The 19761-nt window shown below is 67.9% G+C and carries 21 protein-coding genes and 1 pseudogene; 20 read left to right on the forward strand and 2 right to left on the reverse strand.

From position 1 onward, the window contains the following. Window positions 1-70: 70 nt before the first annotated feature. The 8 genes from ACOGI5_RS05460 to ACOGI5_RS05495 all read left to right on the forward strand — a co-directional run bounded on the left by ACOGI5_RS05460 (window position 71) and on the right by ACOGI5_RS05495 (window position 8173). Window positions 71-1333 (forward strand): glycosyltransferase, encoded by a 1263-nt coding sequence (locus ACOGI5_RS05460; protein ID WP_419863436.1) that lies wholly within the window; start codon window positions 71-73, stop codon window positions 1331-1333. Next, the gene (locus tag ACOGI5_RS05465; protein WP_419863437.1) at window positions 1330-1815 is read left to right on the forward strand and encodes a YbjN domain-containing protein; all 486 of its coding nucleotides are present in this window, start codon (window positions 1330-1332) and stop codon (window positions 1813-1815) included. Before ACOGI5_RS05460 ends, ACOGI5_RS05465 begins: the two co-directional genes overlap by 4 nt. A 154-nt stretch (window positions 1816-1969) precedes the next feature. Further along, window positions 1970-2761 (forward strand): pyrroline-5-carboxylate reductase, encoded by a 792-nt coding sequence (gene proC, locus ACOGI5_RS05470; protein ID WP_419863438.1) that lies wholly within the window; start codon window positions 1970-1972, stop codon window positions 2759-2761. Between the two features lie 31 nt (window positions 2762-2792). After that, window positions 2793-3617, forward strand: a complete 825-nt coding sequence (locus tag ACOGI5_RS05475) for an SAM-dependent chlorinase/fluorinase (RefSeq protein WP_419863439.1) — start codon at window positions 2793-2795, stop codon at window positions 3615-3617. Window positions 3618-3824: 207 nt separating this feature from the next. Continuing rightward, the gene (locus ACOGI5_RS05480) at window positions 3825-5084 is read left to right on the forward strand and encodes a glutamyl-tRNA reductase (RefSeq protein WP_419863440.1); all 1260 of its coding nucleotides are present in this window, start codon (window positions 3825-3827) and stop codon (window positions 5082-5084) included. A gap of 11 nt (window positions 5085-5095) precedes the next feature. Further along, a complete protein-coding gene (hemC, locus tag ACOGI5_RS05485) occupies window positions 5096-6010 on the forward strand; it encodes a hydroxymethylbilane synthase (RefSeq protein ID WP_419863441.1) in 915 nt (304 codons plus the stop codon). Continuing rightward, entirely contained in the window at window positions 6003-6770 is a 768-nt protein-coding gene (locus tag ACOGI5_RS05490) for a uroporphyrinogen-III synthase (RefSeq protein WP_419863442.1), read from the forward strand. Before hemC ends, ACOGI5_RS05490 begins: the two co-directional genes overlap by 8 nt. A 116-nt stretch (window positions 6771-6886) precedes the next feature. Next, window positions 6887-8173, forward strand: a complete 1287-nt coding sequence (locus ACOGI5_RS05495; protein WP_419865440.1) for a glutamate-1-semialdehyde 2,1-aminomutase — start codon at window positions 6887-6889, stop codon at window positions 8171-8173. A gap of 12 nt (window positions 8174-8185) precedes the next feature. On the opposite strand, the gene ACOGI5_RS05500 is transcribed toward ACOGI5_RS05495, so the two are convergent. Further along, window positions 8186-9451 (reverse strand): geranylgeranyl reductase family protein, encoded by a 1266-nt coding sequence (locus ACOGI5_RS05500; RefSeq protein WP_419863443.1) that lies wholly within the window; start codon window positions 9449-9451, stop codon window positions 8186-8188. Window positions 9452-9460: 9 nt separating this feature from the next. Then, a complete protein-coding gene (locus ACOGI5_RS05505) occupies window positions 9461-10240 on the reverse strand; it encodes a c-type cytochrome (protein ID WP_419863444.1) in 780 nt (259 codons plus the stop codon). A 306-nt stretch (window positions 10241-10546) separates the two neighbouring features. On the opposite strand from ACOGI5_RS05505, the gene ACOGI5_RS05510 reads away from it, so the two are divergent. The 12 genes and pseudogenes from ACOGI5_RS05510 to nuoE all read left to right on the forward strand — a co-directional run bounded on the left by ACOGI5_RS05510 (window position 10547) and on the right by nuoE (window position 19730). After that, entirely contained in the window at window positions 10547-10981 is a 435-nt protein-coding gene (locus ACOGI5_RS05510) for a hypothetical protein (protein ID WP_419863445.1), read from the forward strand. A gap of 11 nt (window positions 10982-10992) precedes the next feature. Beyond that, window positions 10993-11409, forward strand: a complete 417-nt coding sequence (locus tag ACOGI5_RS05515) for a 4Fe-4S dicluster domain-containing protein (protein ID WP_419863446.1) — start codon at window positions 10993-10995, stop codon at window positions 11407-11409. Window positions 11410-11556: 147 nt separating this feature from the next. Continuing rightward, entirely contained in the window at window positions 11557-12273 is a 717-nt protein-coding gene (gene extP, locus ACOGI5_RS05520) for a selenite/tellurite reduction operon b-type cytochrome ExtP (protein WP_416246634.1), read from the forward strand. 27 nt (window positions 12274-12300) lie between these two features. Further along, entirely contained in the window at window positions 12301-13068 is a 768-nt protein-coding gene (locus ACOGI5_RS05525; protein WP_419863447.1) for a menaquinol-cytochrome c reductase cytochrome b subunit, read from the forward strand. Between the two features lie 12 nt (window positions 13069-13080). Continuing rightward, the gene (locus tag ACOGI5_RS05530) at window positions 13081-13971 is read left to right on the forward strand and encodes a ubiquinol-cytochrome c reductase iron-sulfur subunit (RefSeq protein WP_419863448.1); all 891 of its coding nucleotides are present in this window, start codon (window positions 13081-13083) and stop codon (window positions 13969-13971) included. Further along, window positions 13964-15103: a c-type cytochrome gene (locus tag ACOGI5_RS05535; protein WP_419863449.1), complete on the forward strand. Its 1140-nt coding sequence runs from the start codon at window positions 13964-13966 to the stop codon at window positions 15101-15103. The genes ACOGI5_RS05530 and ACOGI5_RS05535 overlap by 8 nt, the downstream gene beginning before the upstream one ends. After that, window positions 15100-15996 (forward strand): hypothetical protein, encoded by an 897-nt coding sequence (locus ACOGI5_RS05540; protein WP_419863450.1) that lies wholly within the window; start codon window positions 15100-15102, stop codon window positions 15994-15996. The genes ACOGI5_RS05535 and ACOGI5_RS05540 overlap by 4 nt, the downstream gene beginning before the upstream one ends. 69 nt (window positions 15997-16065) lie before the next feature. Continuing rightward, complete coding sequence (locus tag ACOGI5_RS05545) at window positions 16066-16638, forward strand: NADH-quinone oxidoreductase subunit A (RefSeq protein ID WP_419863451.1); 573 nt, start codon at window positions 16066-16068, stop codon at window positions 16636-16638. Between the two features lie 35 nt (window positions 16639-16673). Then, window positions 16674-17136: pseudogene (locus ACOGI5_RS05550) on the forward strand (NADH-quinone oxidoreductase subunit B); the annotation flags it as partial. Between the two features lie 151 nt (window positions 17137-17287). Beyond that, complete coding sequence (locus tag ACOGI5_RS05555; RefSeq protein ID WP_419863452.1) at window positions 17288-17818, forward strand: NADH-quinone oxidoreductase subunit C; 531 nt, start codon at window positions 17288-17290, stop codon at window positions 17816-17818. After that, the gene (locus ACOGI5_RS05560; protein WP_419863453.1) at window positions 17815-19104 is read left to right on the forward strand and encodes an NADH-quinone oxidoreductase subunit D; all 1290 of its coding nucleotides are present in this window, start codon (window positions 17815-17817) and stop codon (window positions 19102-19104) included. Before ACOGI5_RS05555 ends, ACOGI5_RS05560 begins: the two co-directional genes overlap by 4 nt. Next, window positions 19101-19730: an NADH-quinone oxidoreductase subunit NuoE gene (gene nuoE, locus ACOGI5_RS05565; RefSeq protein ID WP_419863454.1), complete on the forward strand. Its 630-nt coding sequence runs from the start codon at window positions 19101-19103 to the stop codon at window positions 19728-19730. Before ACOGI5_RS05560 ends, nuoE begins: the two co-directional genes overlap by 4 nt. Window positions 19731-19761 lie beyond the last annotated feature (31 nt).

The raw sequence follows: 19761 nt of genomic DNA on the forward strand, positions 1-19761 counted from the left end.
GCCTCATGCGCGCGGCGCCGTGACGTGCTCAGTTCGTGACGCCGCAGTGATCTGCGTAGCGTTATCGGCCGTGGCCAACGAAGTTCCCGACCCCCGGATGCCTGGACGCGTCTTACGGGTCGCCGTGCTGTGCATGCACACCTCGCCGTTGCGCCAGCCCGGCAGCGGCGACGGCGGCGGCTTGAACGTGTACGTGCGCGAACTCACTGCCGCGCTAGCGCATCTCGGCGTCGACTGCGACATCTACACACGCCGCACCGATCCGTCTCAGCCCGACCAGCTCGAGGTGGAGTCGGGGGTGACGGTCACCCACGTTGATGCCGGTGCCCCGTCGCTCGACAAGGATGACCTGCCGGCGGTCGTCGCAGCATTTGCCGGCAGGGTCGGCGAGCACCTCGCACGCCGACCGGTCGACGCAATTCACGCTCACTACTGGCTGAGCGGCATGGCCGGACACCGACTGAAGCACCGCCTGGACATTCCCCTGGCCGTCACGTTTCACACGCTGGGCCGCGTCAAGACGAGCACTGGCGACGCCGAGCCGCGCCACCGCGGTGACGCAGAGCAACGAGTCATCGACTGTGCGGACGCCGTGTTCACCTCCGGCGACGCTGAGGCGGCCCAGCTCAGGTCGCTGTACGACATTGCGCCCGAGCGTCTCCACGTGCTGACACCCGGCGTCGACCGTGCCATGTTCGCGCCCGGTCAGCGCCATGCCGCGCGCGCGGCGATCGGCCTGCCGCCAGGACCGGTGCTGCTGTTCGTGGGTCGCCTGCAGCCGTTGAAGGGCGCCGAGCTGGCTGTTGAGACGCTCGCAGCCACGAGAGCTGCCGGCGCGGCGGGCGCCCGAGCCCAACTCGTCATTGTGGGAGGGCCCAGTGGTCCGCGCGGCGAGGCCACGCTGTCGCGCCTGAAAGCCATGACGGACGATTTGGCCGTTGCAGATCATGTGCGGTTCGTCGATCCGCTGCCGCACCACCTGCTGTCGACCTACTACCGGGCCGCCGACGTGTGCCTGGTGCCCAGCCGCTCGGAATCGTTCGGGCTGGTGGCGCTCGAGGCCGCGGCGTGCGGAACACCGGTCGTCGCGTCCGACGTCGGCGGCCTGCGCGACAACGTCGTCGAGGGCGATACCGGCTACCTCATCGCCGACCGCAGCAGCGACGCGTTCGCCCATCGGGTGATCGACATCCTCGCGGATCCGCTGCTGGCGCTGCGCCTCGGCGATACCGGTTCTCGCCGAGCCGAGCGCTACAGCTGGCGCGCGAGCGCGGCCGCGGCGCTCGAAGTGCTCGACACCGCGGCCCGGCGCGAGCTCGTCGCCTGCCTGTGACCCGCCGGCCGGCAACCGATGCCGAGCTCGATCGACTCGAGGCCCGCATGGACGACTGGCTCGCCGACTGGGCCCGCTCACAGGCCGATGGCGCTCCCGACGAGCGCCCGATGCTGCTCGACGTGACCCGTGACCTCGAGGTGCCGCGGCGCTGGTACGTGCGTCTGGCGGGCGAATCGCGTGATGTCATCGCCATCTGGCTGACGCTGCGCCAGCGCACGCTGGCCTATGAGTCCTACGTCCTCCCGACGCCGCAGCATCGACCGGAGGAGGTGGCCGATTTCATTCTGCGCCGCAACTATTCGCTGGTGGGCGCTCAATACGGCGTCGGCCCCGAGGATGCCGTGTACCTGACAGGGGAGCTGCCCACCCACTGCGTCGACGAAGACGAGCTTGACCGGATCGTCGGGTCGCTCTGGGCGTATATCGAGCGTGACTTCACGACGCTGATCCGGCTGGGCTTCCAGCCATCGACGTCGTAAATCGTTTGACATGTTTCATTGAGTTTTGATTGATTTGGTTCTTGCCGGGGCACTCGCCGGCAGGCCGCAGGGAAGTGTCCCACTTCACCGCGAGTGCCCCGGCACTGCCATTGGGCTCGGCAGCGGTCCTGATGCCGTCCGGTACCGTGACCGCATGGCTGACAGGGTCGAACTGCTGATCGTCGGCGGCGGCAAGATGGGCGAAGCGCTGCTGGGCGGATTGCTCGCGGCCGGCCGCAGCGCCGAGAGCATCTGCGTCGCTGAGCCGATTGCCGCGCGCCGTGATGAGTTGGCCGACCGTTACGGCGTCGCTGTCTCCGGTGACGTCGCGACCTCTTCCGGCGCCATCCTGGCCACCAAGCCCGACGTCATTCCGACCGTTGCCGCCGCGGTCGCGGCTGCTGGCACCGACCGCATCCTCTCGATCGCCGCTGGAGTCACGCTCCCGACGCTGGCCGCTGCCGCCGGCACCGGCACTCCGATCGTGCGTGCCATGCCGAATACACCCGCACTGGTGTCGGAGGGTGCGGCAGCGATCTGCGGCAACGACCGAGCCACCGAAGACGACCTCGGATGGGCCGAGGAGATCCTTGGCGCAGTAGGCCGCGTCGTGCGCGTCCCCGAGCACCTGATGGATGCGGTGACCGGTCTGTCGGGATCCGGGCCGGCGTACGTGTTCCTGGTGGCCGAGGCGATGATCGAGGCGGGGGTGCTCATGGGCCTGGGCCGACCGGTGGCAACGGAATTGGCCAACCAGACACTGCTGGGTGCCGCGACGCTGCTGGCCGAGGGACGTTCGCCGGCCGATCTGCGAGCCGACGTGACATCGCCGGGCGGCACGACCGCGGCTGGGCTGCGCGAACTGGAGCGCCACGGCGTGCGCGCCGCATTCGCTGCGGCCGTCGAAGCCGCCACGCGTCGCTCCGTCGAACTCGGCTCGGCGTGACCCAGAGTCCAGAGCGGGGCAGCCCCCGGCCATGACAGGTTTCGGCACGATCACGTGCCTGAGCGATCTGGGCACCGCAGACGAGTCGGTGGGCGTCATTCATTCGATCGTGCGCCAGGCCGCTCCCCATGCCACCGTGATCGACCTGTGTCACGAGATCGATCCGGGTGACACGCGCACGGCGGCGTTGATGCTGGCGCGCAGCGTGCCGCACCTTGCGCCGGGCGTGGTGCTCGCATCGGTGGGACGCCGCTTGGACCGGCCCGCCATCGCGGTCTCTGTCGGCGACGGCCAGTCGATGCTGGTCGGCCCGGACAACGGAGTGCTGGCGGCGGCCACAGCGGCGGTCGGTGGCGCGGACATCGCGGTGCGCATCAACACCGCCGGCTGCGGCGATCCCGAATCGGTGCTCCACCCGGCGCGCGATGTGCTCGCGCCGGCAGCCGGCGGGCTGGCGGCCGGGGCATCCATCGAATCGTTGGGCGCGCCGATCGACCCCTCGCTGCTGCTGCCGTCGCTCGTTGCGGTGCCCCGCGTCGAAGACGACGGTTCAGTAACCGCCGAAGTGCTGTCGGTGACGCGCTGGGGCACGGTGCAGCTCAACGTCGACCGCGAGACGCTCGCGGCCCTCGGCGATCACCTGGTCATGGAATGGACGGCGGGCGCGAGTGCATCACAGCCCGCGGAGGCGAATTCGCAATCGGTCCGGCTGGAGTCTGCGGGACCGGCAGGCGCGAGTGGCCTTGCACTGTGCGACGATCCCTTCGGCTTGCTCGAGTTGACGGTCGCCGGCGGGAGCGCGGCTCATCTCGGCTTCTCGGTAGGCACCGAAGTGCGGCTGCGCGCCGCTGCATGAGCGGGTGACGTGAGACCCCGTACAGCGCTGGTGCTGGCCCTGCTCGCTGCGGTCATCCTGCTGGCCGCCACCATTCAGCTGCTCGTAGCCCTCGACTGACCCCCTCTGAGGTCATACTCGTCACGCGATCTTCGTCAAGCGCGTGGAAACGGGGTGCCGGATCAGCGAGACTGTGCGGGCCGCATTTCCGAACCCTGGGTAGTCCTCGTGTCCATCGTTGTCATGGGCGTGAGCCATCGCAGCGCACCGCTTGAGCTATTGGAGCGCTGCACGGTTGCCGCCGCCGACGTGCCGAAACGTCTTGCTGATCTCGCATCGTGCGTGAACGTCAGCGAGGCCGTCGTCGTGTCCACCTGCAACCGCACCGAGGCCTACGTCGTGGCCGAGAAATTCCATGCGGCGTTCGGCGAGATGCGCGATTTCTTCTGCACGCTGTCGGGTGCGGCACCCGCCGAACTGTCCGACCACCTCTACGTCCACTACGACGACGACGCGGCGCGTCACCTGTTCCGTGTGGCCAGCGGCCTGGAATCCGCCGTGGTCGGGGAACACGAGATCTTGGGCCAGGTCCGCACTGCATGGGACACGGCGAGAGCTGAGGGCACAGCGGGCGCGGTGCTGAATCATCTCTTTCGACACAGCATCAGTGCCGGCAAGCGCGCACGCACCGAGACTGGCATCGCTCGCGGGACTGCTTCGATCAGCCACGCGGCGGTGAGCATGGCCAAGAACCATCTCGGCACGTTGGAGGATGCTCAGGTGCTCGTCGTAGGCGCCGGCGAGATGGCCGAGGGCATGATCGTCGCACTCGCGGCAGCCGGTCCCGCAGCGGTGCAGGTAGCCAACCGCACGCCCTCGCACGCCGAGGCCCTGGCAGCTCGGGTCGGCGGCCGCCACCTGCCGCTCGGAAGCCTGGAAGATGCGTTGGTCGAGGTAGATCTGCTGCTGACGTCCACCGGTGCCAGTTCGGTGATCGTCGACCACGCCAGCGTCGGAGCGATCATCGAGCGACGTGCCGGCCGCCCGCTGCTGATCGTGGACATCGCCGTGCCACGTGATGTCGACCCGGCGGTAGCTCGCCTTCCGGGTGTCACGCTCCTCGACATGGACGACCTGTCCCGGTTCGCCGAAGTCGGTCAGGCGGGCCGGCAAGCGGAAGTGGCGGCAGTCGAATCGATCCTGGCCGACGAGACGGAGCGTTTCTCCGCCGACCGAACTGCCCGGGAGATGGCACCGCTCATCGAATCCCTGCGTGGCAGGGCCGAAGCGGTGCGCCAGTCCGAGCTCGCACGTGCCTTGGCGGCCCACCCCGATCTCGACGACGATGCACGCGAGGCGCTCGAGCGCGCGACCGCCGCGCTCGTCAACAAGCTGATGCATCAGCCCACCGTGGCGTTGAGGTCCGCGGCAGGCAAGGCCAAGGGCGACCGGCTCGCAGACTCAGTGCGCGACCTGTTCGATCTGTAGATCTTGATCGCGTGAGGATCGCGACACGATCGAGCCCGCTGGCAACCTGGCAGGCGCGCGCCGTCGCAACCGCGCTGGAGGCAGCCGGATCCGCCCTGGGCGACATTGAGCTCGTGCCCGTGCGCACCGCCGGCGATCTCGACCTGTCCACGCCGATTTCTGACATGTCCGGCAGGGGCGTGTTTGTGACCGAGGTGCAAGCAGCAGTGCTCGATGGACGCGCCGACATGGCCGTGCACAGTGCCAAGGACATGCGCTCCGAGCCGACCCCGGGCTTGACGCTGGCGGGCTGCCTGGCGAGGGGCGACGCGCGCGACGCGCTCGTCGGCCTGGCGCTCGACGAGATTCCCCGCGGCGGGGTAGTGGCGACCGGATCACAGCGTCGCCAGTGCCAGCTAGCGGCACTGCGCGCAGATCTGCGCTTCACCGGTCTGCGCGGCAACATGGCACGTCGCGTCGCCGCGGCCGCCCAGCCCGATGTCGATGCCGTGATCGTGGCGGCGGCAGCGCTCGAGCGTCTCGGCGAGTCGCACCGGATCGCCCAGCGATTCAGCCCCGACGAGCTCGTGCCTCAAGCAGGGCAGGGCGCCATCGCGATCGAGCACCGCGCTGACGACGTTGAGGGGGCTGCTGCCGCCGGCGCGATCATCGACGAGATGACGACACGATGCGTGCGTGCCGAGCGCGCGTTCTTGCGAACGCTGGGAGGCGGCTGCGACCTGCCCACAGGCGCCCATGCCACCGTCGATGCCCACGGACGCCTGAGCATGATTGCGTTGCTGGCGACCCCCGACCAGGGCCGCATCGAGCGCATGACCCGCAGCGACGTCGACGGCGAGTCGCTGGGCGCTGCATTGGCCCGTGAGCTCATGGCCCGAACCGGCACAGACGCAACCGCATGGGCCAGCCGGGCTGACGATGCCTGAGAGCCCCCTCAGCGATCTCGCCGGCCGCACCGTCGTGGTCACGAGGGCTTCGCACCAGGCCAGCTCGCTGGCGACGGCGTTGCGCGAACACGGGGCGACGGTGGTGGTGGCACCCGCTATCGCCGTGGTGCCCCCGCTCGACGGCGGCCAGCCGCTCGATGATGCCCTGCTGCGCCTCGAGCAGTACAGCTGGGTCGCGTTCACATCCTCGAATGCGGTGGCGGCCACGTTCGCTCGTGCAGACCGGCGCGGTGTTCGCCGCCGCTTCGCACGCATCCGCACGGCGGCTGTCGGACCATCCACGGCAGCGCGCGTCGAGGCCGAGATCAACCGACCGGTCACGCTGGTGCCGGAACGGCACGATGCTGCCGGACTCGCTGGGGCCTTTCCTGAACCCCGCGCGGACGACTGGTGCTTCGTGCCCCAGTCGGCACAGGCCCGGCCGGAGCTGGTCGATGGGCTGCGTGCCCGTGGCTGGAACGTCGATGCCGTGAGCGCATACCGCATCGTGACGCCCACGCTGTCTGATCATCTGGTCGCCGATGTGTCCGGCGCAGATGCCGTGGTGTTCGCCTCGCCGTCGGCCGTGCGCGGCCACATGTCGCAGATCGGCAGCGACGCGGTCACCGGTCAAGTGGTCTGCATCGGCAGCACGACAGCAGCTGCATGTGCCGAAGCCGACCTGCGCGTAGCAGCAGTGGCTGCACGTCCCACCGATGACGGTCTCGTAGAAGCCGTCGTTGCCGCGGCGCATCGCTGATACAGCCGCGGTGCAACGGTGGTCATGGTTCGCTTGGGTCCCGCTTCGGTTCGCGGCTCGGCCCGTATTTCGACAGCGACTGCAGGCAGGGGCGTGGCCTACGCTGCGAGGCCGTGATCGAGCCGCGTTCGACGAACGCCGACCTGTTCGAGGCTGCTCAACGTGTGATTCCCGGCGGCGTGAATTCGCCAGTGCGGGCGTTCGGGTCGGTCGGCGGCATGCCGTACTTCGTTGCGCGAGCCGAAGGGCCGTACGTCATCGATGTCGAAGGCCGCCGGCATCTCGACTTCGTGCAGTCCTACGGGGCGATCATCCTGGGTCACGCCCACCCGGCGGTCACCGATGCCGTCGCCAAGGCGGCGGCCGACGGCACGTCGTACGGCGCACCGACGCAGCGAGAGGTGCTGCTTGCTGAGTTGATCGCAGAGGCCGCGCCCGGCGTGCAGCAGGTGCGTTTGGTGAGCAGCGGCACCGAGGCCACCATGACCGCGGTGCGGCTGGCACGGGGATGCACAGGCCGGCCCCGCATCGTCAAATTCGCTGGCTGCTACCACGGCCACGCCGACGCGCTGCTGGCTGCAGGCGGCAGCGGTGTTGCCACGCTGGGCCTGTCGGGCTCGGCCGGCGTGCCACCGAGTGCCGTTGCCGACACGGTCGTCGCGCCGTACAACGAGGTGCCTGAGCTCGACGACCGGGTGGCTGCGGTCGTGGTGGAGCCCGTGGCGGCGAACATGGGCCTGGTGCCGCCGGCGCCCGGTTTCTTGGAGGGCTTGCGTGCAGCCTGCGATGACGCAGGTGCACTGCTGATCTTCGATGAGGTCATCACCGGCTTCCGCCTGGGCCGCGGCGGTGCCGCCGAGCGATTTGGTGTGACGCCCGACATCTCGTGCTTCGGCAAGGTCATCGGCGGCGGCCTGCCCATCGGCGCCCTCGGCGCCCGTTCCGAGATCATGGAGACTCTGGCGCCCACCGGCGCGGTGTACCAGGCAGGGACGCTGTCGGGAAACCCGCTCGCGACCGCAGCCGGCCTCGCGGCGCTGGACCTGCTGACGCCGGCGGCCTATGCCGAGTTGGAGGCCCGCGCCGGTCAGTTCGCCGACGGCTTGCGCGCTGCGCTGACACGATCAGGTTTCGACGCCGCCGTCGTCCAGGTCGGCACGCTTGTAGGCCTGTACTGCGGCTCGGCCGTCGAGCCCGGCTGGATTCCGGTCGACTACGACGATGCCCGTACTACCGATGAGCAGGCCTACGCCCGCCTGCATGCCGAGCTGTTGAAGCGCGGCGTGGCATTCGCGCCCGGTGCCTACGAGGCGATCTTCGTCAGCCTCGCCCACTCGCCCGACATCATCGACGAAGCCCTCGTTCGGATCGCCGACGCCGCTGCAGCCGCGTCGCAGGCCTGACGCAGCCAGCGCTCAGGTGCGGTCCCGCCAGAGCCGCGCCATCCAGGCAGCCGCCCGGTAGATGCCGCGGGAGCCGAGCGGACCGGCTCGGCCCTGCAGCAGATCTGTCGAGACGCGCATGGCTAGGTTCCCCATGCGGGGGGAGCGGATCGCAAGCTGTGTCAGCTTCCTCATCAGCCCGGGCCGGCCCAGCGCGCGGGTAGTCAGCCGACCGAGGTGGTGGTACCGCTCCCAGCGCGCGGCGAGCACAGCCTCGTAACGCCGCAGCTCGAGTCCGTCGTCGGCGTCGAGCGCTCGCCCGATGACCTCGGCTGCCAGCCGGCCGGTTGCGAGTGCCGGGCCGACGCCATCGCCGTTCCAGGGATTGACGCTGCCTGCTGCGTCGCCGACCACAACCCAATTCGGTCCCGAGCGCGGGCGTACCGATCCTCCCATCGGCAATCGGCCGCCTGCGGGCTCACTGCGCGGCCCGGCGGGATCGATCTCCCAGTGTTCCGGTATCTGCCGGGTCCACTGTTCAAAGAGGTGCTCCAGGGAGATGGCCTCGTTCCCGTAGTGATGGCTGAGCAGGCCCACTCCTACATTGGCGGTGCCATCTCCGACCGGGAACACCCAGCCATAACCCGGCAGCTGGCTCCCGGCGCGATCGGCCAACGCAAAGACCGATTCGATCCACGGTTCAGCGTGGCGCGGGGTGGGGTAGTAAGCCCGCATCGCCAGTCCTTGCGCGTAAGTCCGGGTGCGTACGGTGCCGAGCGCCCGGCCGAAGTTCGAACGCGGACCGTCGGCGATGACGACATAGCGAGCGCGCGCAATCACGTCCTCATGCGGCGCTCCGCTGCCACCCCGAGCCATGCAGCCACGCAGGTGACCGTCGGTGATCAGCGGAGCCGTGACCTCCGTGCCGGCGAGCACGCGCGCGCCCGCCGACTGTGCTCTGGCGAACATCAGCGCGTCGAGGCGCGCCCGCCGCACCACGACGCCATAGCCGGGCCACCTCTCGCCCTGGGGCCACGACACCTCGAGGCTCTGCCCGTGGGCGGTGATCCGCAGCCCGTGATGCCGATGCCAGCGCGCAACGCTCGGATCGCAGCCCATGTCGATGAGTTCGGCCACAGCGACCGGTGTGAGCGCGTCGCCGCAGACGCGTTCGCGCGGATGGGTCGACCGCTCGATGAGCAGCACGTCTCGTCCCGCCTGCGCGAGCCAGTACGCGGCCGCACAACCCGCCGGCCCGCCACCGACGACGAGCGCGTCGCAATCGAGCGTCTCCCTCAAGGCATGGCGCTAGTGGCCGCCGCCACCCCCGCCGCCGGACAGGGCGCCGCCGCCGAGATGCTCCCACTCGGCATCGCGCTCGGCTGCCACTTCGTCGCTGATCGCTTCACCGCCGATCACCTCGCGTACATAGCGCGCGACCGAATAGAGCTGATGCTCGTTGAGCACATCTCCGAACGCAGGCATGGCCGCCGCGTTGTCGCTGCCGCCGGAGATGTGTGCGCCGCCGGGCCGGTTGGGGTCGCCGTAGACCTGCCCGAGCCCGATGCCTTCGGAGCCCACCGAGATCCACTCGATGAATGAGTCGTCCAGGTTCGGGAAGGTCAGCAGCACCTCGCCGTTCCACAGCGGGCGCCCCACCAAGCCCCCATCGGAACCAGCACCGTCGCCGCCGTGACAGCTCGAGCACCGCACTGCGTAGGTGGTCGCGCCCTCGTTGATGGCGGTGATCGGTTCGGGAGGCGGCTCGGTCAGCTTCACGTACACAAACGCCCACAGCGGCAGGCAGAACAGCACGGGCAGCACCCAGATCGGAATCCGATGGCGCGTCTGGGCTGCGAGCACCCATGACGGATCGGGCGGAGCTTCAGGTTCGACTTCGAGCTGTGCCGCCTCGCGCGCGGCGGCAATCATCTCGGCCTGGGTCGGGCCGGTGGCCGCAGCTGCTCCGGGTTCGGGTGCCGCTGCGCTCGCAGCACCGCCGCCACCGCTGCCGTCGTCTTCGAGGACCCCCAGCGCGATGCGACGCTGTCGCGAGCGCTCCAGCAGGTACTCGGGAACTTCGGTCACAGGATCCTCCGCGGGGTTGCCCCCAGGGGTTCTGGCACAGCGGCAGTGCCAAGTTCGCAGGGCACGATACGCGCCCGAACGCACCGAGGCGCAAGTCTGCCATGCAGCCGCGCCGGTAGCGCAGCAACCACTCGACCCCGATTGTGGCGAGTGCTGGCTGTCGTGCTAGAACATCACGCGCCATGGCCGGGGCGCCGGTAATCTTTGCCCCGGTCTCGCTGCGGCTGACGCACTCGATGCATCATCGATTGGGCCGGTTCGCAACAGTCCTGACACGCCGACGGGAGAACGCGGGAGGAACACCGAGTGGTTGCACTCGTCACATCGATCCTCGTCACCGCGCTGATGGTCTACCTGCTGGTGTGGTACGGCAAGCGCCGCCCGACTGACCGTCCCACTACCTGGGGCGAGGCCATGCTCGGAGCCGCCTACGTCTTCATGCTGATGCTGCTGGTGTTCGGCATCGTGCCCGACCGCTGGATCCGTCTGACGGATAACGAGTGGGGCTGGTCGGTGGAGCGTTTCCTGGTCACCGAAGGCCAGTTCATGACCTCGCCGATCACGTTCCCGCCGACGCGCATCGACCTCAAGAAGGTCAGCGACATCGTGGTGGTCATCGAGCACCTGATCGCGTTCATCGGATTGCCGGTGCTGGCGATGTGGTGGCAGAAACGCGACAAGGCCGAACCCGCTGCCGAGCCGATCTCCGACTACGGCCGTCCCCTGGTCAAGGGCAACTGAGAGCGCGACGAATGGCTGCGAACGACGCGAACCCGCCGATGCCCAAGTTCCGGGACGACTACCTGCTGCAGCAGGTAGACGCCTCGTACCTCGATGCGGCCGTCAAGCCGAAGCAGTTCATCAACATCGACCAGTCCGAGTGCATCCAATGCGAGGGCTGCGTGGATATCTGCCCGTGGAAGTGCATCTGGTACGTGTCCACTGAGGCAGTCGACGAGGCCGTCGGCGTGGACCTGCCGGGTCTGGATCCCACGGACAACGCCATCTTCATCATCGACGACGACGTGTGCACCCGCTGCGCGCTGTGCGTCGACCGCTGCCCGACCGGTGTGATCACGCTCGGGCGAGTCAGCAACAATCCGCCGCCGGAGGGCGACGTCCACGGCCGGACCCACACCCACGGCTATGCGTACGGAATGCGCCTGTAGGCCGGCGGGAATGCTCGTACAGCCGAGACTGCGAAGGACACGGTCCACCTAGATCGAAGAGATATGGCGAACACGCTCGAGTCCCCCGATACCAAGCCGAAGCTGCCGCAGCGTCTCCAGAACGCGCAGCAGCAGGCGGCCGATTGGATGCAGGACAGCCAGTTCTGGACGTCGATCTTCCGGCCCGGGTCGATCTTCCGCAAGGGCTACACCGACAGCCCCCGGAACCGGTCCTACGTCATCATGAACAGCGTCCTGTACCACCTTCACCCGGTGAAGGTGAAGCGGCACGCCGTGAAGGTGAGTTACACGCTGTGCCTGGGCGGTCTGAGCTTCTTCCTGTTCATCCTGCTGACGATCACGGGCATCTTCCTGATGTTCTTCTACCGGCCGACCGACACGGCGGCGTGGGCAGACATCGAGAGCCTCCACACGCAGGTGGCGTTTGGCCTGCTCGTGCGCAACATGCACCGATGGGCCGCGCACCTCATGGTGATCACGGTGTTCCTGCACATGGCCCGCGTCTTTTACCACGGTGCCTACAAGGCGCCGCGAGAGTTCAACTGGGTCGTCGGTGTCATGCTGCTGCAGCTCACCTTGCTGCTCGCCTTCACCGGCTATCTGCTCCCGTGGGATCAGCTCGCGCTGTGGGCGGTCACGGTGGGCACGAACATGATGGGCTTCACGCCGGTCTTCGGCGAACAAGTCCGCTTCGTACTACTAGGCGGCCAGCAGATCGGAGCAGAGACACTCCTGCGCTGGTATGTGCTGCACGTCTTGATGCTCCCCTTCGTCATCGTCATCTTCATGGCGATCCATTTCTGGAGAGTGAGAAAGGACGGAGGCATTTCGGGGCCGCTGTAGGAAGCCTGAACGTCCCGAGCCATCAGCATGACTGAGATCCCCGAACACCTCCTGCGCCGGAGCGCCGAAGCGAGGGCCCGCGCAACCGGCGCGCCCGCGGGCGGCGAGGGCGAAGCGCCGGCTGCCGCGCAGCCCGACGACGATGACGGTGTCACGATCCCCCGATCACTGCTGGAAGCCAGCCAGCAACCCGGCGGTGCGCCCGCGGTGGCGGGCATGGCCCCGGCGGGCGGCCCTGCAGCTGCAGGTGGCGGAGTGGCCACCGCCTTGCCGCCGCTCATGGGAGGGCCCGCAGGCAACACTCACCGGCTGCTGACGGTCGTCAAGTCAGGCTCGATCCAGGACGTCAAGGCCAGCCCCGGCGACAAGGTCCACGTGTGGCCGCACTTGCTGGCTGCCGAATTCACCGCGGCGCTGTTCATCACGGCCTTCACGCTGGTCTTCTCGCTGTTCATCAACGCACCGCTGCTGGAGCTCGCCAACCACAACGAGACGCCCAACCCGTCCAAAGCGCCGTGGTACTTCCTGGGCCTGCAGGAACTGCTCACCATGTTCGACCCGATGATCGCCGGCGTCACGATCCCTGGCGTCGCGCTGATACTGCTGGCCTTCGCCCCCTACGTCGACAAGAACCCGTCTCTGCGCCCCGAAGACCGCAAGTTCGCCATCTCCGTCCAGACGATCCACCTCATGTTCTGGGCAGTGCTGGTGATCATCGGCTCGTTCTTCCGGGGGCAAGGCTTCAACTTCACCTACCCGTGGGACACCGGTCTGCACGGCATCTTCCACCTGTAGGAGCACGTCGGCATGTCCACCGGAACGATTCTCGCGATTGCCATCCCGGTCATCGTCGTGCTGGGTGCCGTGGTCGCGTTCGTCTCCTTGCGGCGCCGGGATGCCACCGGCCTGGGGCACCTGTCCCGCGAGACCCGCCGGCGGGACGAATTGGCAGCCAGCGCCGCCGGCGACGATGCCGCTGCTGGCGACGACGCCGGTGCGTTCGGTGTGAGCGCCGAAGCACAAGAGCTGGAACGCGCAGTGGCCGCCGAGCGCCGGCCGTCGCCTGTCGCCACCGCCGAGCCGGAGCTGCCGCAGGACTGGGCGCCGCCGCCTTCCGACGAGGTGGGTGTCACCCGCCGGCAGTTCCTGAACCGGTCCTCGGTGATGCTGATGGCGACCGGTCTGGGCACCTTCAATGCCGCCATGCTCGCCTTCCTCTGGCCGCGCCCGACAGGCGGGTTCGGCTCGAAGATCAAGATCGGCACGGTCGCATCGGTCGACGAGGCGATCTCGTCGTCCACGCCGGCCGAGAATTTCTCGTACTTCTCCGAGGCGCAGAGCTACATCCAGCCCTACCCGACCGATTCCGCGACGCTGTCGAACGCCGAGACGGTGTACGGCGGTGCGATTCTCGACGGCATGCGGCTGGGCTACGTCGCGCTGTGGCAGGTCTGCCCGCACCTGGGCTGCAAGGTGCCGGTGTGCGGCAGCTCGCAGTGGTTCGAGTGCCCATGCCACGGCTCGAAGTACAACCGCGTGGGCGAGAAGAAGTCCGGTCCGGCACCTCGCGGCATGGATCGCTTCCCGGTGACCATCGAGGGCGGCAACGTCTTCGTCGACACGGGCACTGTGTCACAGGGACCGGCGATCGGAACCGACTCCACGGGCCAGGGCCTCGAGGGGCCGCACTGTGCCTGAGTTGAGCCACATGCTGGCCGTCAGCACGGAGCGTTCGATCGCGATCGTGCTGTTGGCGGTGGTCGTGGTCGGCTGGGCGATCTACGTCTTTGTCAACATTCGCCAGGCGAAGGCCGAGGCGGGCAGCGAGATCGAGCTTGCGCCCAACCGCGGCAACCTGCCCGACGACGAGGAACTCGAGGGACGCCGGCTGGAGAAGGTCCAGGCATTCGGCGTTCTGATGCTGCTGATCATGGCGCTCGTGCTGCCCGTCTACTGGATGCTCGAAGGCGGGCGTCGTTCAGGTGCGGAGACGTCGTTCTCCGAAGCGGCCGTGAGCCGCGGTGAGGCCGTTGCAACGGCAGCGGAGTGCTTCGACTGCCATGGCGCTGATCTCGGCGGCGCGCGTTTTGCGCCAGTGGTGCTCGACATCGGCCACCAGTTTTCCGACAAGGAGTCATTCGTCATCAACACGACGTGGGAGGCACCGTCGCTCGACGACGTGTTCACGCGTTTCGACACCGATGCCGAGAATCTGGACGAGGTCAGCGAGGTGCGGCAGATCCTGGTGTTCGGCCGAGGCGTGATGCCGGCGTGGGGTCTCGACGGTGGTGGTCCGTACAACGACCAGCAGATCGACGACCTCGTGGCATGGCTGTGGGACAACAGGATCACCGACGAGGAGGCACAGGCACGGGCTGCGGCCCGCTACGAAACGGAGTTTGCGGCTCAGCGTGAGACGAATCCGGCAGTGACGCAGGGCGAGGTCCTGTTCGACCTCCACTGCGCCCGGTGCCACACGCCGCGCTGGCCCGGCCGCGGCGGCGCCCAGCTGCCCAATAATGGCGGAGCGATTGAGGTGCTTCCCGGTCCCGACGGCGCCGGACGCTACGGACCGGCGCTCAACAGCGTGAGCCTCCGGAGGCTGTTCCCGGACATGGCAGACCACGTCTCGTTCATCTCCGATGGCGCCGCGGACAACGTGGCCTACGGTCAGTTCGCACGTCTCGGCAACTACGGCATGCCCGGCTTTGGACGGGTGCTCAGCGAGCGCGAGATCCGCGCGATTGCCGCCTACGAACGCAACCTTGACCCGCAGCGCCAGGCCGCAGTCGGCTTCGATCTGCTGCACGGAGCGGGAGACGACGGATGACCGCCTCGTACCTTCTCAGCATCGTCAGCTGGGATCCGGTTCTCACCGGATACTTGGCCGTCATCATCGGCATCGCCGTGCTGTGCGGATCGGTGTACTTGCTGCTGGCCACCAATCTCGGGGTGCGACTCGGCTTCTTGGTTGCATGGACCGGGCTGTGGGGCTGGATGCTGCTGATGTCCATTGTGTGGTGGGTGTTCGGCATCGGATGGATCGGCAGCCAGCCCGGCTGGAACGTGCTGCAGGTCACCTCCAATCCCGCGACGGTGCTGGTCGACGAAGTGCAGCAGCTCGAGGGCGTCCCGGTCGATCGGCCGCCCCGCGGCTGGATCGAGATCGCCGTCGAGGACGCATCAGATGACGATGCCACCGAGGTCGTCGATCCCGAAATTGTCCAGGCTCAGGCGTTCGCAGCCGACGCCCGCTCGGCAGCCGATGGACATGTCGTCTGCGGCGGTGCCGACCCGCGCCGGTTGCTGGCGGTGAATTCGTGCCTGTTCTCGGCCGCGGACCAATACAAGACGTACCGGGTGCTGATCCGGGGCGGCGAGAGATACCGGCCTCTCAGCATCCCCGACAACGTCGTCACGCAGTATTTCCTGCCGAGCAGAGGCAAGCCGCATTACGCCGTCGTGCAGATCCAGCCATACCAGCCGAGAGTCGAGATCGATCCGAACCTGTTCGGCGACGACGGAAAGATCGTGGTGCCTGAGCCCCAGATCGACGAGAACGAGCCGGTGTATTCGGTGGTGCTGGTGCGTGACCACGGCAGCGTGCGGCTTCGCCCGGCTTTGCTCACGATCTTCTCCGCCCTGCTGTTCGGCCTGGGCTGCTACCACCTGCATCGACGGGATCAGGCGATCTGGGCGGTGCGCGAAGCTGCGGGCCAGTGAACAGTTGCCCATTCTTGGGCCAGACTGGGGCCGGCATCTGATCACCGACGCGCCGAGGGGGTCCCGGGCATGAACAGCGGCTTGGCGGAATACCTGCCGGTGTTGGTGCTCGGCGTGCTCGCTGTGCTGTTCGTGCTGGTGAGCATCATCGCATCGCGGCTGCTGGCACCCCAGCGCAGCACGAATGCCAAGCTGGCGTCGTACGAGTGCGGCATCGTCGACCAGGCCGCCATTCCCGAGCGATTCCCGGTGCGCTTCTACCTCGTGGCGATGCTGTTCATCATGTTCGACATCGAGATCGTCTTCTTGTACCCGTGGGCGGTCGCGAACGGCCAGCTTGGCCTCTTCGGATTCATGGCGATGCTGATCTTCGTCGTGATCTTCTTCCTGTCGTTCGTCTATGAGCTGGCGATGGGCGGGCTGGAGTGGGGCCCGCGCAAGCGCCGCGTTCTCCCGCTGCCGCCGGCCAGCCGCAGCGGAGTCCAGGGCGTGCGCACGGTCGGGCTGACCGGTCGCGAACATGTCCCGAGCGCCGCATGGAGCGGCGCAGATCAGCACAGCACTGCATTGATCAGTGCAGGCCAGCACGATGCCGCATGGAGTGGCGCCGGCCAACCCAGCAGCGGGACGGCGGCAGGCTGATGGCAGGGATCGACGACCTCAAGTCGCGACTCGGCATCGACGACGGTCTCGCCGGGCTCGGGCACAACGTCTTCACCGCGCCGGTCGAGGAGTTGGTGAAGTGGGCACGTCGACGCAGCCTGATGCCGGCCACCTTCGGGCTCGCCTGCTGCGCCATCGAGATGATGGCGACGGGCACGGCTCACTACGACTTGGCCCGCTTCGGCATGGAGACGTTCCGCGCATCGCCCCGTCAAGCCGATCTGATGATCGTGGCGGGCCGCGTGAGCCAGAAGATGGCCCCCGTGTTGCGCCAGATCTACGACCAGATGATGGAGCCCAAGTGGGTGCTGTCGATGGGTGTGTGCGCGTCCAGCGGCGGGATGTTCAACAACTACGCCATCGTGCAGGGCGTCGACCAGGTCGTCCCGGTCGACATGTATGCACCCGGTTGCCCGCCGGGACCTGAGACGCTGCTGCATGCGATCCTTGCGCTGCACGAGAAGATCCGCACCGGCGAGCTGACCCAGCGCCGGGCCGAGCGCGGCGGCGGCGCTGCTGTGGAACTGGCGGCACATGGAGTGCCGCAGTCAGGCACAGCGGCACATGGAGTGCCGCAGTCGAACCCGGCGGCACATGGGGTGCCGCAGTCAAGCCCGGCGGCGCGCTGATGGCAGATGAAGCTGCAGCAGCCGACACCGACGCGCCAGCGGCGGAAGCCGCTGAGGGTCCGATGATGTTCGGCGTGCCGTGCACTGATGAGCGTGGACAGCACGTGCTGCATCCGAGCCGCGACGAGTATCTCGATGTGCTGGGCATGGCCGCTGCCGATGGCTTCGAGCTGTGCGTGGACGTGTGTGCCGTGGACGGTCTCACCAATCGCAGTCGTACGGTGCCGCCCGGCATCGAGCCGGAGCGCTTCGAAGTGGTGGTGAATCTGCTGGATCTCCGTGGTCGGCGCCGGCTGCGCATCCGCACCCAGGTGCCGGCCGACGATCCGCAGGTGCCCTCCGCAGTCGGCCTGTACCCGGGTGCCGAGGCACCCGAGCGTGAAGCGGCTGACCTGTTCGGCATCAGCTTCAGCGATCACCCCGATCCGAGCCGCATTCTCATGCCGCCCGACTGGGAAGGTCACCCGCTGCGCAAGGACTACGCCATCGGCGCGATCCCGGTGCAGTTCAAGGCGGTGGAAGGCCGATGAGCACTGCAACGGCTGCCGCCATCCGCCGACCGACGGATGCCGTGCTGCGCATCTCCGAAGAGGCTGCGCTGGATGCAGCGGTTGTCGACGATGACGCAGCGGCGATCGCATCTGAGCCCGGCGACGGGCCGATGCTCATCAACATGGGCCCGCAGCACCCGTCCACCCACGGCGTGCTGCGCATCGCGATGGAGCTCCAGGGCGAGACGGTGCTGCGATCCAAGCCGATCATCGGATACCTGCACACCGGGATGGAGAAGACCGCCGAAGATCTCACGTTCCTGCAAGGGCCAACGAACGTCACCCGCATGGACTACGCCTCGCCGCTGTTCACCGAGTTGGTGTTCTGCCTCGCGGTCGAGGATCTGCTGGGAACGGAGATCCCGCCGCGAGCCACGTGGATCCGCATGCTGATGTGCGAGCTGAACCGGATGAGCTCCCATCTGCTGTTTCTCGCGACCAACGGCATGGACCTCGGCGCAGTCGGAATGATGCTCTACGGCTGGCGTGAACGCGAGGAGATCCTGCGGTTCTTCGAGAGCGTCACCGGCTTGCGGATGAACCACAACTACATCCGTCCCGGCGGCGTGGCAGCCGATCTGCCCGACGGCTGGCAAGACGACGTGGAGCACATCTTGGCGGTGCTGCCCGAGCGGCTCGAGCAGTTCGACACCTTGATGACCGGTCAGCCGATCTGGCGAGACCGCACTCAAGGCGTCGGCGTCATCACTGCCGACGAGGCCATCGCCATGTCGGCCACTGGGCCGCTGCTGCGCAGCACCGGCGAGGCCTGGGACCTGCGCCGCACCATGCCGTACCTGGCTTACGACGAGGTGGACTTCGACGTCGTGGTGGGTGCCTACGGCGACACCTTCGATCGGTACTCCATCCGCCTGAACGAGATCCGCGAGTCGATGCGCATCGTGGAGCAGTGCTTGGACAAGATGCCGAAGGGCCCCTACCGCACCGAGGATCGCAAGGTCACGCCGCCCCCGCGGGCTCGCATCGACGAGTCGATGGAAGCGCTGATCCACCACTTCAAGATCTTCACCGAGGGCTTCCGGGTGCCGCCCGGCGAGACGTACGTGGCGGTCGAGTCGCCGCGCGGCGAGCTGGGTTGCTACTTGGTCTCCGACGGCGGGCCCAAGCCCCAGCGGGTGCACATCCGGGCGCCTTCGTTCGTGAACCTGCAGAGCCTGCCTCATCTGATGTACGGAGGCCTGCTGGCCGACGCCATCGCCATCATCTCCTCCGTCGACCCGATCATGGGCGAGGTAGATCGATGACTTTCTTTACTGAGGAGAACCGCACGCTGGCACGCGAGATCATCGGCCGCTACCCGAAGCGCCGGTCGGCGATGATCCCGCTGTTGCATGTCGCACAGGCACAAGCCGGCTGGGTCACCCCCGAGGCGATGGTGGAGATCGCCGAGCTCGTCGACGCCACGTCCGCCGAGGTGCTTGGCACTTGCTCGTTCTACGAGATGTTCAAGCGGGAGCCCGTGGGCAAGTACCTCGTCAACATCTGCGCCACCATGTCGTGCGCGCTGGCCGGCGCCGCCGAGCTCATGGAACACGCCGAGGAGCGGCTGGGCGTGCGCGCCGGCGGCACCACTCCCGACGGCCTGTTCACGCTGGCATCCGCGGAGTGCCAGGCCGCCTGCACCGAGGCGCCCTGCCTGCAGGTGAACTATCGCTACCGCTACCGGGTGGACGCCGACGGGTTCGACCAGCTCATTGACGACCTTGCTGCGGGCACGCTGGACGAAGAGATCCCGCCGCACGGGGTCACTGCTCGTGTGCGGCAGCACATCCCGGCCAGCCGAGCGGTCGGCGCCGTGCCTCCCGAAGACGTGAACGAAGAGCCTGTGTGGCTGGCAGCAACAGCAGGCAACGGCGAGGCCGAGCGATGAACAGTGACCGCCGCCGCGTTGGTGGCCGCTT

It is taken from the genome of Candidatus Poriferisodalis sp. (assembly GCF_965208925.1).
Taxonomy (GTDB): Bacteria; Actinomycetota; Acidimicrobiia; order Acidimicrobiales; family Poriferisodalaceae; genus Poriferisodalis.